12 protein-coding genes and 1 tRNA gene are annotated in these 15,519 nt (G+C 42.4%); 8 read left to right on the top strand and 5 right to left on the bottom strand.

The genetic code is table 11. From position 1 onward, the window contains the following. Positions 1 to 15: 15 nt before the first annotated feature. The 3 genes from ACYUCY_RS09015 to ACYUCY_RS09005 are packed head-to-tail and all read left to right on the top strand — an operon-like array spanning position 16 to position 2,623. The gene (locus ACYUCY_RS09015) at positions 16 to 1,113 is read left to right on the top strand and encodes a DUF1972 domain-containing protein (RefSeq protein WP_460226138.1); all 1,098 of its coding nucleotides are present in this window, start codon (positions 16 to 18) and stop codon (positions 1,111 to 1,113) included. After that, a complete protein-coding gene (locus ACYUCY_RS09010; protein ID WP_460226137.1) occupies positions 1,114 to 2,064 on the top strand; it encodes an NAD-dependent epimerase/dehydratase family protein in 951 nt (316 codons plus the stop codon). It begins immediately after the preceding gene. After that, entirely contained in the window at positions 2,048 to 2,623 is a 576-nt protein-coding gene (locus ACYUCY_RS09005) for a sugar transferase (RefSeq protein WP_460226136.1), read from the top strand. The genes ACYUCY_RS09010 and ACYUCY_RS09005 overlap by 17 nt, the downstream gene beginning before the upstream one ends. On the opposite strand, the gene ACYUCY_RS09000 is transcribed toward ACYUCY_RS09005, so the two are convergent. From ACYUCY_RS09000 to ACYUCY_RS08990, 3 genes are all read right to left on the bottom strand, one after another. Next, positions 2,613 to 3,794: a hypothetical protein gene (locus ACYUCY_RS09000; RefSeq protein ID WP_460226135.1), complete on the bottom strand. Its 1,182-nt coding sequence runs from the start codon at positions 3,792 to 3,794 to the stop codon at positions 2,613 to 2,615. The genes ACYUCY_RS09005 and ACYUCY_RS09000 overlap by 11 nt on opposite strands. Before the next feature lie 138 nt (positions 3,795 to 3,932). Further along, on the bottom strand, positions 3,933 to 5,657 hold the full coding sequence (locus tag ACYUCY_RS08995) for a polysaccharide biosynthesis protein (RefSeq protein ID WP_460226134.1): 1,725 nt from the start codon (positions 5,655 to 5,657) through the stop codon (positions 3,933 to 3,935). 422 nt (positions 5,658 to 6,079) lie between these two features. Beyond that, positions 6,080 to 6,155: transfer RNA gene (locus tag ACYUCY_RS08990), tRNA-Asn, on the bottom strand. A gap of 380 nt (positions 6,156 to 6,535) precedes the next feature. Here ACYUCY_RS08990 and ACYUCY_RS08985 point away from each other — a divergent pair. Further along, positions 6,536 to 7,642: a Wzz/FepE/Etk N-terminal domain-containing protein gene (locus tag ACYUCY_RS08985; RefSeq protein WP_460226133.1), complete on the top strand. Its 1,107-nt coding sequence runs from the start codon at positions 6,536 to 6,538 to the stop codon at positions 7,640 to 7,642. A 194-nt stretch (positions 7,643 to 7,836) separates the two neighbouring features. After that, positions 7,837 to 8,097, top strand: coding sequence for a hypothetical protein (locus ACYUCY_RS08980; RefSeq protein ID WP_460226132.1), 261 nt, complete (start codon positions 7,837 to 7,839; stop codon positions 8,095 to 8,097). A 62-nt stretch (positions 8,098 to 8,159) separates the two neighbouring features. On the opposite strand, the gene ACYUCY_RS08975 is transcribed toward ACYUCY_RS08980, so the two are convergent. Next, complete coding sequence (locus tag ACYUCY_RS08975; RefSeq protein ID WP_460226131.1) at positions 8,160 to 10,127, bottom strand: VacB/RNase II family 3'-5' exoribonuclease; 1,968 nt, start codon at positions 10,125 to 10,127, stop codon at positions 8,160 to 8,162. A gap of 309 nt (positions 10,128 to 10,436) precedes the next feature. Continuing rightward, positions 10,437 to 12,860, bottom strand: a complete 2,424-nt coding sequence (locus ACYUCY_RS08970) for a Tex family protein (protein ID WP_460226130.1) — start codon at positions 12,858 to 12,860, stop codon at positions 10,437 to 10,439. A 339-nt stretch (positions 12,861 to 13,199) separates the two neighbouring features. Here ACYUCY_RS08970 and ACYUCY_RS08965 point away from each other — a divergent pair, with 339 nt between their 5' ends. From ACYUCY_RS08965 to ACYUCY_RS08955, 3 genes are all read left to right on the top strand, one after another. Further along, positions 13,200 to 13,775, top strand: a complete 576-nt coding sequence (locus ACYUCY_RS08965; RefSeq protein ID WP_460226129.1) for an HD domain-containing protein — start codon at positions 13,200 to 13,202, stop codon at positions 13,773 to 13,775. Between the two features lie 111 nt (positions 13,776 to 13,886). After that, entirely contained in the window at positions 13,887 to 15,071 is a 1,185-nt protein-coding gene (locus ACYUCY_RS08960; RefSeq protein ID WP_460226128.1) for an acetyl-CoA C-acyltransferase, read from the top strand. Between the two features lie 4 nt (positions 15,072 to 15,075). Further along, on the top strand, positions 15,076 to 15,516 hold the full coding sequence (locus ACYUCY_RS08955) for a hypothetical protein (protein WP_460226127.1): 441 nt from the start codon (positions 15,076 to 15,078) through the stop codon (positions 15,514 to 15,516). The last annotated feature ends 3 nt before the right edge of the window (positions 15,517 to 15,519 follow it).

Below are 15,519 nucleotides of genomic sequence, written 5' to 3'. Positions count from 1 at the left end.
ATGGGGGTTGAGTAAATGAGTGATGTTCCACTTAGAGTATCGATTGTCGGGTCAGTAGGGGTGCCCGCAAAATATGGTGGATGGGAAACTTTGGTTGAGTATCTAATTCAGAATCTCGCGGAAAGTTTTCAAATGACGGTTTACTGTTCTTCCAAGCAATATTCTGAACGGTTGAAGTATTATAATGGGGCGCAATTGGAATATGTGAACTTGCAAGCTAACGGTATTCAAAGTATTTTTTATGACTTGATGTCAATGTGTAGAGCTTTGAATAAGGCTGATATTATTTTGGTATTAGGGGTTTCGGGTTGTGTATTTTTGCCTTTGCTAAAGAAAATTAGCAGTAGTAAGTTTATTGTTAATATTGATGGGATTGAGTGGAAAAGGCAAAAATGGGGTAGGATCGCAAGCTGGTTCTTGAAGCTTTCTGAGCAAGTCGCGATTAATTATGCGGATGAGATTGTAGCGGACAATAAAGCAATACAGTCATATATACTAAAAACGTATAATCGCTCGGATTCAGTTTTGATTGAATACGGCGCAGACCATGTTTCTAATGAAGACATCGAAGCCAGTCTTAGAGATACCTACCCTGCACTGAATGCAAGATATGCTTTTAGTGTGTGTAGGATCGAACCTGAGAACAACCTTGATACCATACTTAAGTCATTTTCGTCTCAAGAGGGGTTGCCATTAATTATCGTTGGCAATTGGGACGCTAGTGTTTATGGGCGAAAGCTTAGGCAGGAATATCATAATGGTGTTGATATCTTTTTGGTAGATCCAATTTATGAACTCAGCACATTAAACCAACTAAGGAGTAATTGCTTTTTATATATACATGGACATAGTGCGGGGGGTACAAACCCATCTCTAGTTGAGGCGATGTATTTGGGGTTGCCAATTTTTGCGTATAATGTTGAGTTCAATGTAGAAACGACGTATTCCAGTGCGGTATATTTTGGGAATCAAGCAGAGCTAGAGTATCTCATAAGATCCGTTGATGAATTGGATTTGAATGAGTTAGGTTTAAACATGAGCAAAATTGCAAAAAAACATTATTTATGGCGGAATATTGCAAGAAAGTATTCTGATTTAATTTTGGATTTATAGATGATTCTTGTAACTGGGGCAAATGGCTTTGTAGGTCAGGCTGTAGTGAAAGAGCTTTTCTACTCTGATAGGCCTGTTCGAGCTTGCGTAAGGCGAAATGAGCCAACGTTTCCAGTTGGAGTGGAACAATCCAGCGTTCTTAAGCTTGAAGAAGTGCTAGATTGGGAAGGGTTACTATGCGGAGTCGATATTGTCGTACATGCAGCGGGTATGGCGCATAACGTTGATGGCGATGATAATTACCAAAATTACTATAATGCAAATGTTTTAGCGACAATTAATTTGGCGAATTCTGCTTCTCTTGGAGGCGTGAAACGTTTTGTGTATATTAGTTCTGTAAAAGTTTTTGGCGAATATACAAAGGAAGGTTCTAAGTTTCGAATTCAGGATTTAGCAATGCCGCATAATTCTTACGCTAAATCTAAGCGGCAAGCTGAAATTGAATTACTAAAAATTTCGCAAAAATCCGATATGGAAGTGGTTATTATTCGGCCTCCCTTAATATATGGACCTAATGTAAAAGCGAATTTTCTATCATTGTTTAAATGGGTTGAGAAAGGGTTTCCAGTTCCTAGTGCATTAAAGAACGCTAAAAGAAGCTTTATTTCACTTGCAAACTTGGTCGACTTTATATTAGTTAGTATTGAGGCCCCCAAGGCGGCTAATCAAATTTTTTTGGTTAGTGATGATAGTGATCTTTCGACCTGGGATCTTATTCTGACAATTGGTAAATACATGGGGAGGACTTGTAGGACAATACCTTTGCCAGCTGTAGTTTTAAGAATAATACTTTATCTTATCGGAAAAAAAGGGATGGCGACTCGCTTGTTATCTTCTCTGCAAGTGGATATATCTGAGACTAAGAGACAGCTGGGTTGGTCGCCAAAGTTTCGTTTGGAAGAGGGGATCGATGAGGTTGTAAGGGCATACAAAGATGATCTATCACGCTAGTAAAAGATTATTTGATTTATTACTTTCGATCACACTGCTGCTACTAATGTTGATTCCTTCGATTCTGATAGCATTTGCTATAAAAATGGACTCTAAAGGGGCAATACTGTATTGGTCGAGTAGAGTTGGAAAAAACAATGAGCTGTTTAACATGCCAAAGTTTAGGACTATGAAGATAGGTACGCCTCAGGTCGCGACACATTTATTGGCAAACCCCACGGGAGCTTTGACTTTTCTTGGGAGCTTTCTACGGAAGTCAAGTTTGGATGAAATCCCGCAATTGTGGTGCATTTTTAAAGGGGACATGAGTTTTGTAGGGCCTAGGCCAGCATTGTTTAACCAATATGATCTGATAGAACTGAGAACTAAAGCAAATGTCCATAAAATTTTGCCAGGGCTAACGGGCATGGCGCAAATAAATGGTAGGGATGAATTATCAATAAAAGAGAAAGTATATTTTGATACGGTATACCTAGCCAAGCGATCTTTATTTTTTGACTTGATGGTAATCTGGAAAACGATATTTAGAGTACTGAATCCAAAAAATATTAGCCACTAGGTTGTTTTTGATGATTATATTTTTTTTCAATACCAAAACAAATGCCAATCGGTAGCCAAATACAAGGCCAATAATAAGAAGGTTTAGTGAAAATATTGTATACGTCAAATACCTGTACAACCATAAAATAACAAATTACGCTAAATGCAATTTTTGCTTCAAACTTTGTCCAGTTCGTGAATGATATGTTTAAAACTCGTATAAGAATATAAATATATATTGACAGGCCAGTAAAGCCGAGCCAGTACAGCAGTTGAATATAAAAATTATGGCTATGAGGATGTATAACGCTAACCGCGTTTCCATCAATCATCCCAGATACCGTTAAGTCTGAGTTGTACAGAAACCCTTTGCCCAGCCAAAAATCTTTTAATCCAGAGTCGATATAGGTCGTCCAGATTTGAATTCTCCAGTCCCCCCCGCGATTTATTATAGATTCGATTTGCGGGCTATCAATAAGAAAAGTTAGTATTAGGGATGCGATTGGAGCCGCGATAGCAATAACCAAAAGAAAGCCTTTTTTTTCATTGGCCGCACAAATTAAAAAAGTAACATATAGGCCTAGAAAAACTGATCGTGTCCAGCAAATGAGAACAAATAAAATTAAAATAAATACTAGAAAAGGTATTGAAGCTCGAGAAAAAAACAATTTATTTTTTAGGTTGTTTCTCAATAAGATAATCGAGAATAGAGCAATAGCCCCAAGGTAAATCCCTGTTGTTGCGGCGTTGACTACCTTTAGAGCAGGAGCGTGTCCAATTTGAAGTATTCTCGTGGTTATTTGTTTGTTCTGTATGTATTCGATATGATGTATAAGTGTGAATATTCCTAGAATCGATACAAGGACAACTATCGCATAAATGAGCGTAGGGAACACTCTTGGAGTGTATCTCGTGATTATTGCGGTTATGAGAACAAACAAAAATATCATAACGGTAATTTTGAAAGATGATGCGGCGACGTCTAAGCTTTTATCTTCATTCCAAAATGCTGATGTGTTTATCAATGCTAATAGTAAGATAGTAGAGAAAAATAATTTTCTATCTATGTTACGAAAAAGACGATTAATTAATTTGAAGTTACCAACTAAAAATATAATCGAAGGAAGAAAAAAAAGAAGATAATATAGTGTCGCAAAATTTTCTATGGGCCAAACTGTTAGCCCCAACACGATTATATAACCAGTGTAGACGAACGGTAGTAGTTTTCTAAGATGTATTATTTCATGATCTACGTTTGGGTTTTTCGAGTTTTCCATTCAATTGCTGCAGTTAATAGTGAAGGTGTGTTATGAGTTTTTCGAGCGTTTTTATCGAAGCTGGACTTTAGCATCGCTGTATTGAACGATGTTACTGGTGTTTGTTGAGGGAGATTTATAATCTAGCGGAGCTTTAAGTAATAGTAATTCAACTTCGCTTCGTTTCTGTTGTCGACATGATTTTTCAAGATCTTCCAATATTATTTTGATTTCTGAGTACTTTAAATGCTTTTCTTCGGCTCTGAGTATCCTAGGGTGTGAGGTGGAGGTAACATTTTTACCAATGAGCAATTCTTCAAATAGTTTTTCGCCAGGGCGTAACCCCGAAAACTTTACTTCGATGTCACCATTCTCATTACTTTCGTCTTTTAGGCTCAATCCAGAAAGTTGAATCATTCTTTTTGCGAGATCTACGATTTTAACGGGCTGCCCCATATCCAAAACGAAGACGTCGCCCCCGGTGCCTATTGACCCTGCTTGAAGAACCAGTTCAGCAGCTTCTGGAATTGTCATAAAATAACGAGTGATTTCTGGATGGGTAACTGTAACTGGCCCGCCATTGTGTATCTGTTTTCTAAATAGCGGTACTACCGATCCTGATGAGCCTAATACGTTGCCAAATCGAACCATCGTGAACCTGGTGACTTTTTGGTTTTCTGCGAGCGCTTGTAAGGATAATTCGGCTAACCTTTTACTTGCCCCCATTACATTAGAAGGCCGAACAGCCTTGTCGGTTGAGATTAAAACGAATGAGTCCACGTTGGCGTCGATCGCTGCCAATGCGCAAAACCATGTACCTAGAACATTATTTTTTACTCCTTCAATTATATTTTTTTCAATTAAAGGTACGTGCTTGTATGCCGCTGCGTGGTAAATCGTATTAATATTGTAGGATTCAAAGACTCGTTTTAGTTGAGACTTATTCTGAGCGGAGCCAAGAATGCTCACTAGCTCGATTTGGTAACCATGGCTTGCAATAATCTCAGTCAATTCTGCTTCAGCTTTGTATAGGTTGTATTCATTTAATTCGAATAACACAAGTCGAGTGGGAGATTGTTTTAAAATTTGGCGACACAATTCCGACCCGATCGAGCCTCCAGCTCCGGATACGAAGACATTTTTATTTGTAATACAAGCGGAAAGTAGCATGGGAACAGGCATGACTTGGTCTCGCCCCAGTAAGTCCTCAACATCAACATCCCGAATGTCTTCGATTTTTGATTTGCCCGCGAGGATATCGTTCATGTCGGGTATGGTTTTGACGCTGATTTCGAGCGCTTCTAATTGTTTGATAATGCTCGATCGTTTGGATCTGGGAGCATTCCCGAGGGCAAGTAAAATATGTTTTACACCAAATGTTTTGACGAGCCGAGGAAGTTTTTTGGGGTTCGAAACTTTCAATCCTCGCATAATAGTCCCGCGTATCCTTGGGTTGTCATCTACAAAACCAGCGACTTTGTATTTCGAACCCTGAAGAGCGTTGGCTAATTGAAATCCACCGTGCCCAGCTCCATAGATAATTATTGGCTCTCGGTGCTTACTTGTTTCTGCTTTTGCTTTTAGGAGCAACACCATGCCTCTAATTAGTAAGCGAGGGGTCCCAATAAAAAAAAGTGCAGCAAATGCGTAAATTATAGGCACAGACCTGGGTGTTCCCGAATCAATTATGAAGCTAGTTGCTGCAAGAGTGATGGAGGAGATAAAAACTCCAATACCGACATTTAGCAGCGCTTGCTGTGCCATAAAGCGTAATATTGCTCGGTATAGACCTAGCATTGCGAAAGCCGAAAGAGATACTAAGAGAGTGATTGTTAGGCTGATTAGCTCAAGTTTCCCTATTGGAACCTGGAGGGTTCCAAGACGTAAGCAGTTGGAAAAATAAAAAGAAAATGTTAGTGCGAATGCGTCGTATAGAAGTGAAATGATCTGTTTATTGCTTCTGGTCGTCTCGAATAGGTTTTCAATCCTCATTTTGCGCTTTCCCTTTTTGCGAAAATGCTTTAAGTGTAGCCCCGAAGCTTATGATTTATCAAGTTCTCGCAATATTTGGGAGTTGTGGATGGAATTAATCTATCAGAAACAGGTGCCGCTAATCGGAGAGCTGCGTATAAACGATCTTGATACAGGCTTGCAGCGATTAAAAAGCTTTGCGTGTACTTTGACCCTCCAGACTAGGAAAGGGGGGGGACATCGGAAAATGGCTCCGCCTGCTGGGCTCGAACCAGCGACCCAATGATTAACAGTCATTTGCTCTACCAACTGAGCTAAGGCGGAATGATTAGAACCCAAGAACCTGAATTTTAGGAGCTTTTGCGAGAGTTCTTAGGGTGCATTCAGAAGGCAGGGGAGTCTATATATGTTGGTCTCAAGAGTCAACTTTTTTGTATGGTATAGGCCGTCTTTACTGCTTAATCTGGTAGTTCGAAAGGCTAATAGGTTTAACGGTATAGCCATTCAGATACCGACGAAAATAGGGAGAAATTATTAGGAGCTTTTTCTTTTAAAAAGACTACCCAATTCATATGTATTTGTGATTAATTTTGTACGAGCACCTAAAGTTTTTAAAAATTCTATTGAAGCTCTGGCGAAGCTGTGGGGTAGTGTGGATAATGCTCTACTTTTCTTTGTCTGGAATTAGATGGATTAACGAGACTATGAATACTCAAGCTCAAACGAATAGAAAGCGCATAGCCGTCGATCTCATAAATGATGAAGTCGATTTGATAGAATTAGTAGCGTTGTTGTGGAGAGGAAAGTGGATTGTTGTTGGTGTGATGCTTATATTCGGTATTGCCTCAGTTTGGTATTTAAAAATCACACCGTCAATATATCGTATTGATGCTATTTTAGACGAAACCTCAAGTTATCGATTGCAGCGTATTCAGCCGTCTAAATTGAAAGGTGGTGAAGAATATCAAGTGCAACCGGTTAATCTCGAAATCGTATATTCAACAGCGCTTGCACACGCGAATTCTCTTTACGTCAAGAAATTGTTTTGGCAGCAGAGTGCGAAAGAGAGAGGTATCTCTCAACCAAATGGGATCGAATATGAAAAATATTTTAAAGTATTTTCAAATAACCTTTCGGTAACTGTTCCCGATACTACAATTCCGGATTCTAGTTTGCATAGCTTTTTAGCGTTAGAAAGTAAAAACCCCAAAGAATCAACACAATTGTTAAAAGCTTATCTTGATTTCGTCGATAGGCACACTATAGCTGAATTAATCGATCAGCTAACGGCGGGATATACGACTTCACTATTAAAGCTTGAGTCTGATTATGATTCGTTGATTGAACAAGAAAAGAGAAAGTTAGCCGATGAGCTTGTGCGGTTAAAGGAGTCTTTGGAGGTCGCCCGCGCTCTTAATATTGTTGAGACACCTTATGATGAAGTTGAAAATGTAGAACTCGGCTTTATTGAAAACAGACAGTACCTACTAGGTACAAGAGTTTTGAACGAAGAAATAAAGTCAATTAGCGCCCGTCAGCAAAAACCGCTGGCTGCTTTCGTGCCATTATTGCGCAATATGGAGCACTGGAAAGAGCAGCTAGAAAATGACTTGAGAAGAACGCAGGGAGCTGAAGATGTGGTAAATAGCTTTGTTATTGTGAGTCCGCCGCAGGCGACTCTAGATCCAATTAAACCAAAAAAATTATTAATTTTTATTGCCTCTTTGGTTGTTGCGGGGGTTCTAGGCGTAATAATAATTTTTGTTCGAGAGGGGGTTAAGAGTTATAGATCTAGAAATATCGGGAATTGAAACCGTTTGTTTGTCTTGAAAAGTTAAAATTATATTTAAATGGGGTGTAGTACGTAGCGTTCGTTGTTGTCTCAAGCTAGAGGGTTGAATTTGTGTAAATATATTAGTAAGTATCTTTTCTTTGACGAAGCCGCTTTACCGATGCTGAGAATACTGACGGACCGTGGTGCAGGTATTGTGGTCGGGTGAATACCATGATTACCAATTGTATTGATCACACCAAGACCAATGCACAATCACCACAAACCAACGGAATTTGTGAGCGTTTCCATAAACGATTCTGCCGGATCACGTTCGGAACGAGCTCTGCGGCGGTCTCAAAGAGCTATAAAAAGACCTGGGCGATATATAATGAGCGCACTCATCAAGGAAAAGTGTGTTGCGAGCGCACGCCGATTGATACATTGGTCGATGTGCAAACGATTTGGGTAAAGAAGGATTTAGCTCAAATCTAAACTGACAATTCACCCTGATAAAGTTGGTAGCTTTCAGATTAAGTCTGAGCTATTACAGATATTTAGCTCGGTTTATCTGCGATATCAAACTCCATTACCTTCTGTTCCAAATCTACCTTCTTTAGCGTTACCTTAAGCACCCGCTCTAACTGATAAGTAATATCCTTGACCAATAGTGTCATTCTCAAAGAATCATATTTAGTCGGCGTTTCTTTCGTATTGCGCATACTAATAAAGCTCTCGACGCCGCTTTCAATAAGTCGGATGACAATGCCTTGGCTGCTCACGGAGATTATTTTGGCTTCGAATTCTTGATCGATTTTGTCGGCCATGAACTGGCAGAGCAGCCATTTTTCTAACTGGCGGCTGGCTTGGCGTATGTTGATAATATTCTTTTGGAGATCCGACGCTAGGGACTGTTCCTGTTGTTTACTTTCAACCTCTTTAAGCAAAATGGATTTGATTAATCGTTGATTGTGTAGGTCTTGGTATCGGCGGATAGGGGAGGTGATCATTGCGTAGTGTTTGAAGCCTAAACCGAAGTGAGGTTTGGCTTCACTGCTGATCTCGCCGGCTTTCAGTAGTCGTTTTAGGGTGGCGATTAGCGCCGTGTTGTCTGCGTCTTCGGTTTGTAGTTGTTTAAGTAAGTTTTGATAGCCTTCGAGCGTTTCTAGCTCACCGACGTTCATTTCGGGCTTATCTTTTTGCAATAGGATTTTTATTTCATTGAGTCTTTCTGGACGAAATCCGGCATGGCTTGAGTACAGCGCTGAACCTTGCGATCCGTTTTGATTTAGAAAGGTCCCCGCACAATAGTTAGTCGCTAACATGGCTTCTTCTACCATTTTGTGAGCGGCCGTTGGCGTTCGTCTTTCAATACTTTCGATTTTTTGCGAGGAATTGAGTTTCAAATGGTAATCATTATGTTGATCTTGCAAAATGCCGTGTTGGTGGCGGAAGGATTGACGAGCGGAGGCAATGGCTGCAAGCAAATCAATTCTCGCGTGAATTGAATCGGGGAGAGAATCCGCGCTTGATTCAGATCCGGGGTCGAGATAATTGGCGACTTGTCGGTAGCTTAATTTAAAGTGAGATTTTATTGTTCCACTTAAAAACTCAAAATTTTGAATCTCACCGTCACGAGAGACGGCCATTTTACAGACTAAGGTCTGACGCTCTTCACCTGGCAAAAGAGAAAATACACTTTGCGATAATTCTTTGGGAAACATTGGCAGTGTTAAGCCTGGAAAGTAAATCGACGAGGCTTTCTCTTTCGCTGCATTATTCAAGGGGCTTGCTGCGGGAATAAAAGCACTTGGGTCAGCGATAGCGGTATATAAGTTCCATCCTTCACTGCTTTCCTCTGCGAATAAGGCGTCATCCATGTCGAGCGTCATTTCGGAATCAATGGTAACGAAGGTTTTGTTGCGAAGATCTTGACTGTCTGGCGTTGGACTTGGTTTTGGTGATGCTACGATTTCTTCTACTTGGGCTAGTGCGTCTGCGGACCAATCAATATTGAGTTTGTGTTGATTAATAATGTACTCGCGTTCGATACCAATATCTTCGTCGCGGCCTATTTTCTTGATGATCTTTGTGTATGTCTTGCCGTCTTTGAAGGGGTGGCGAGTGATTTTACAGCTTACGTAATCGCCGTCTTTGTATTGTTTGCGGCCACCCGGAGGGATGAAAAGCCAGCGTGACAATTGTGGATGATCGGCAACAACGAAATGATTCTTACCTTTTTCGAGATACTTACCTAAAAAATCAGTGAGTTCGCTGCTGATTAATTTTTCTAGCTTGGCACTGCTTTGCTTTTTATCATTTTCTGTTACAAGTACCTGGACTCGATCCCCCGGTAGGACACGTTGCATTTCATCGGGCGCTAAAAACACATCGCGCCCATCGTCGAGTTTTACAAAACCGTAGCGATTATTGGTGCCTCGCACTATACCTTCGCCAATGTCTTTGGCATCTTCAATATTTTTTTTCAGTTGATTAAGTTGAGAAAGGGCGTCGGCGTTTAGCATGATTATGGTTTAAAAACTCTTCTTTAAAATGTAAGGGGGCGTTTACGAATGCCATTATGTTAGGTGGCTGCCATAGTTCTGAAATACATGCAGTCTGGTGAGTATATTTTGTCGAGAAAAAATGGCCGAATGACAAATGCCATCAAAAATAACTACCATCAAATAAGCTCGCAATTCTAACAAGGCTGAAAATTCACCGCCATTCAGAACCTCAGTCTTTACAAATCTCTATTTATTAAATAATTGTCTGAATGATGTTGTCTCGATGATCGTGTCACAGCGTTCTTGGGCTGAAAATAGATGACATCATCATTTCTTGTTTTTGAGCGCTTGCTGTAACAGTGCGCCCATTGTTCCAACATTGTTACTGTTTCCGTTCCCACCATTACCCCTCTGATTTGAGTTATTGCGCTTAGGGTTAGTGTTTTGCCGCCCCCTGTCTTGGTTCTGTTTGCTACTTCTTTCTGTTCTTGGGGTTTGGTTTGATTTTGAATTCCGCTTGTCATTGTTACCAGCCGTGGCACCGCGATTAGTGTTTGCATCCGCTCCTGGCTCATCGTCGAGTCGCATGCTCAGGCCAATACGTTTGCGTTGCACATCAACTTCCATCACTTTGACTTTGACGATGTCCCCGGCTTTAACGACATCACGGGGATCTTTAACAAACTGCTGTGCTAATGCAGAGATATGTACCAGGCCATCTTGGTGGACGCCGACATCAACAAAGGCACCGAAGTGGGTAACATTAGTCACCGTACCCTCCAATACCATGCCTTCGGATAAGTCTGATAATTTCTCGACGCCTTCTTTGAATTGCGCGGTCTTGAATTCTGGTCGCGGGTCTCGCCCGGGTTTGTCGAGTTCGCTGAGAATATCGATAACGGTAGGCAAGCCAATGGAGTCACTGATGTAGTCGTTGGCTGATAACGATTTTAAAAACGTTCTGTCGCCGATCAGGTTTTTAATTTCTCGTTGGTTACTTTCGGCGATTTTTTCCACCACATGATAAGACTCAGGATGAACCGCCGATCCATCAAGCGGATTGCTGCCATTGGCAACACGTAAAAAGCCCGCCGCTTGTTCGAAAGTTTTGTCACCAAAGCGCGGAATGGATTTTAATTGTTCGCGACTCGAAAACGCGCCATTCTCGTCGCGGAAAGCAACGATGTTGTTTGCCAAGGTGCCGTTTAGGCCAGACACACGTGTTAGTAAAGGTACCGAAGCAGTATTTACGTCAACACCGACGGCGTTAACGCAATCTTCTACTACGGAACCTAAACTTCGCGACATTTTGGTAGGCGATACATCGTGTTGATATTGGCCAACGCCAATCGATTTAGGCTCGATTTTCACAAGCTCTGCTAGTGGATCTTGCAGGCGACGAGCAATGGAGATGGCACCGCGAATGGTGACATCAAGATCGGGAAATTCTTTTGCTGCAAATTCACTGGCGGAGTAAACCGAGGCACCGGCTTCGTTGACGAGCACTTTTTGCGCTTTGATGTCAGGATTGTTTTTAAACACCTGAGCAACGAAATTATCAGTTTCTCGCGAGGCGGTACCATTCCCAATAGCGATCAAATCGACATTGTATTTTTTACACCAATGCACGAGTTGCGCTTCCGCTTCTTGCTGTTTATTTTGCGGAGGATTGGGAAAAATTGCGCCGTGATCTAATACTTTTCCGGTCTCATCGACGACCGCGACTTTAACGCCAGTTCGTAAACCTGGATCGAGTCCTATGGTAGCTTTTGGCCCTGCGGGCGCGGCTAACAATAAATCTTTTAAATTGTTGGCGAAGACTTGAATCGCCGCTTCTTCCGCCTTTTCTCTCAGTTCACTTAGTAAATCTGTTTCTAAGTGAGAGTGAATTTTTACTCGCCAAGTCCAACGTACAACTTCCGCTAACCAATCGTCGGCGGGTCGGTCTTTGTGTTCTATCGCCCAATGATCGGCAACCATCAGTTCACCGCGGTGTTTTTTGCTTTCTTGGGCGTCAGCTTCATCGTCAGCTTTTAAATTAACGGTAATCGATAAAATACTTTCATTGCGCCCTCTAAAAACGGCTAAGGCCCGATGGGACGGAACTTTTTTAATTAGTTCATCGAACTCAAAATAATCACGAAACTTTTCACCTTCTTTTTCTTTGTCTTTCATGACTCGCGCCGTTAAGTAAGCTTCATCGGCGAGGAGTGCGCGTAGCTTGCCTAGCAAGTTCGCGTCTTCTGCGAAGCGTTCCATCAAAATATATTTTGCTCCTTCAAGAGCATTTTTTGCTTCGTTGATTTTGAGTTCGGGGTTTAAATATTTTTCTGCTTCCTCAGTTGGATTTAAGCTGGGGTCGGCAAACAAAGCGTCGGCCAAGGGCAGCAGCCCCGCCTCAATAGCAATCTGGCCTTTGGTTCTGCGTTTGGGTTTGTAAGGGAGGTATAAATCTTCAAGTCGGGTCTTGGTATCGGCAAGGCGAATGTCTTTTTCCAGTTCCGGCGTGAGCTTTTCTTGTTCCTGGATACTTTTAAGAATGCTCTCTCGGCGATCTTCCAACTCACGTAAATAAGATAAGCGCTCTTCGAGCATGCGCATTTGTGTGTCATCTAAGCCCCCGGTAACTTCCTTTCGGTAGCGGGAGATAAAAGGGACAGTGGCGCCCTCATCGAGCAAGCCGATAGCCGCTTGAATTTGTGTTTCTTTTGCATTGAGTTCTTCGGCGATACGGGCGGGAATACTTTTCATTAACGGATTCTTATCTAATGGCTCTTGAGGGTTAGGATTGCTTTTTAAGTTCGACTTTTGTGAGTCCAGGGGAGCGCTATTATCCGCAAATAAAGATGACAAAACAGTCTTGAATTACACAGTAATTTGTGAGGGAGAAAAGGAAATAGGGCCTGGGTCGCAGAAATAATAATTAGCCCAGATCTTGGTCTTTTCTAGGTGCAGTAAGCATTGGTAATTGATTGGTAGGGAAAGTTGTTTTGGTTGATATTTGATCAGCTCAGAAAGCGGTTATCTAGGGATTCGGATCGAGGTATAATTCGCCAATTCACATTTCAGGCAAGATCCGAGGTTGTCATAATGAAGCGAGCCACGTTCACCAACTTTAAATCCAGTACCAAGGAAGATTGGCAGATCATTGGCGAGGCCTTCAATGAATATGCTAAAGGCTTGTCTGAGCGGGTTATTCAGCACTTATTACTGCTCAAAGGCGATTGTGGTGGCTTTCCCGTTGATCGTCTCGAACATTGCTTACAAACCGCAACCTTGGCCTATGAAGCCGGTGAAGATGAAGAATATGTCGTGGTTGCTTTGATTCATGATATAGGGGACCCCTTGAGTACATATGATCACGGTGAGATGGCAGCGACTATCCTCAAGCCTTTTGTCTCAGAAGCGAATTATTGGATGGCAAAGCATCACCAGATCTTTCAGGGCTACGATTATTTCCACCACCTTGGTATGGATCGCAATATGCGAGACAAGTACAAAGATTCTCCTCATTACGAATACACCAAGCGTTTCTGTGAGCTCTATGATGGCGCTGCTTTTGATCCAGAATATAAATCCAAGCCCTTGGAATTTTTCATCCCTATGATCGAACGTGTTTTCAGCCGACCCAAGAGAACCATGGCCAATGGCATTAAAGATTTATAAATTTAGGGCATGGTTTAATTAGCAAATCCTAAAAGGGGCTTCACAACGACAGCGGCCCCAATTCCACTATTCCTCTCGCAAGCTATTACCTCGTTTTTCGGAGTTGTTTTTATGAGTAAAGATCCAATTGTCATCGTCGGCGCGGCCAGAACCCCTATGGGCGGGTTTATGGGCGATTTATCCGCTGTTCCAGCCTCTGAGCTGGGCGCCACAGCAATCAGTGCCGCCTTGGCCCGAGCAGGGGTTTCTGGTGAAGACATAGACGATGTGGTGATGGGTTGTGTCCTGCAAGCGGGCCAAGGCCAGGCGCCGGGTAGACAAGCTGCCCTCGCTGGTGGCGTGGCGAAATCCGCAAGCTGTATCACCGTCAACAAAATGTGTGGCTCGGGGATGAAGGCCGCGATGATCGCCCATGACAGTTTGTTGCTAGGCGATTCTACCGTCGCCATCGCCGGCGGTATGGAAAATATGAGCGCTTCACCTTATTTGTTGCTGAAGGGTAGAGGTGGCTACCGAATGGGGGCTGATCAAATTTACGATCACATGATGCTCGATGGTTTAGAAGATGCCTACAATCGTGGTACGCCGATGGGAGTGTATGCTGAAAACACTGCCAGCCGATTTAGCTTCTCCCGCGAGCAACAAGATGAATTTGCACTAACCTCATTGGCCCGCGCCCAGCAAGCGACGACAGATGGATCTTTTGCCAAAGAAATCACTCCGTTCACCGTCAAGTCTCGTCAGGGCGACATTGAAATTACGGTTGATGAACAACCGGGTAAGGCGAAGCCGGAAAAAATTCCGCAATTACGACCGGCTTTTGTTAAAGATGGCACCGTAACCGCCGCCAACGCCAGTTCAATTTCCGATGGTGCTGCAGCGATCGTTTTGATGCGTTTGTCTGAAGCTGAAAAGCGAGGTTTAACGCCAGTGGCAAAAATCGTCGGGCATGCCAGCTATTCTCATGAACCAGAATGGTTTACGACTGCCCCAGTTGGCGCGATCAATAAATTGTTTGCGAAAACGGGTTGGAAAAATTCTGACGTAGATCTCTACGAAATTAACGAAGCCTTTGCGGTCGTTACCATGGCGGCAATGAAAGAATTAGATTTGCCTCACGATAAAGTTAACGTACACGGTGGCGCTTGCGCTCTAGGGCATCCGATCGGTGCTTCCGGTGCGAGAATATTGGTCACGCTATTGGCGGCACTGGAAAAAAATAATCTGCAACGCGGTGTTGCGTCGCTGTGTATTGGTGGGGGTGAAGCGGTGGCCATGGGTATCGAGAGATTCTAGCTGGATGGCGCTATTCGGTTTAACGGCTTTCCTGTCGCTGGCAATCGTAGTGACATTGTTGATCTTGATTGAGATTTATCAGCGAAAAAAGGCGGCGGAGTATTACGAAGAAGAGTTGGTGGGCTTACAAAGCAAGTATCCAGAAATTTTTAATAATGCGACATCATTAAAATTTTATACCAGCGGTCACCCCTATGTGTGGGTGAATTCAGATTTTAAAGAGTGGCTTGAAGGCCTGAAGGCTAGCTGCCGCGGACCAAAAGGCGTACCAATAAAGGCCAGGTATTCTTTACGCGTCGACAGAGTAAAAGAGCACGTCTACTTCGTTCCTGGTATAGAAAGTTTCGATTTTTCCAGTTTAATGCGTTATGACGAATGGCTGGAAGATGGAAAAAAGTACTCGCAAAAAATTGCCGAATACAAAAAATCTCGGAACGAAACGTAACAA

Source organism: Aurantivibrio infirmus, from assembly GCF_054767315.1.
The sequence above is the reverse complement of the archived record's forward strand: the minus strand, read 5'-3'. Positions and strand labels throughout refer to the sequence as shown.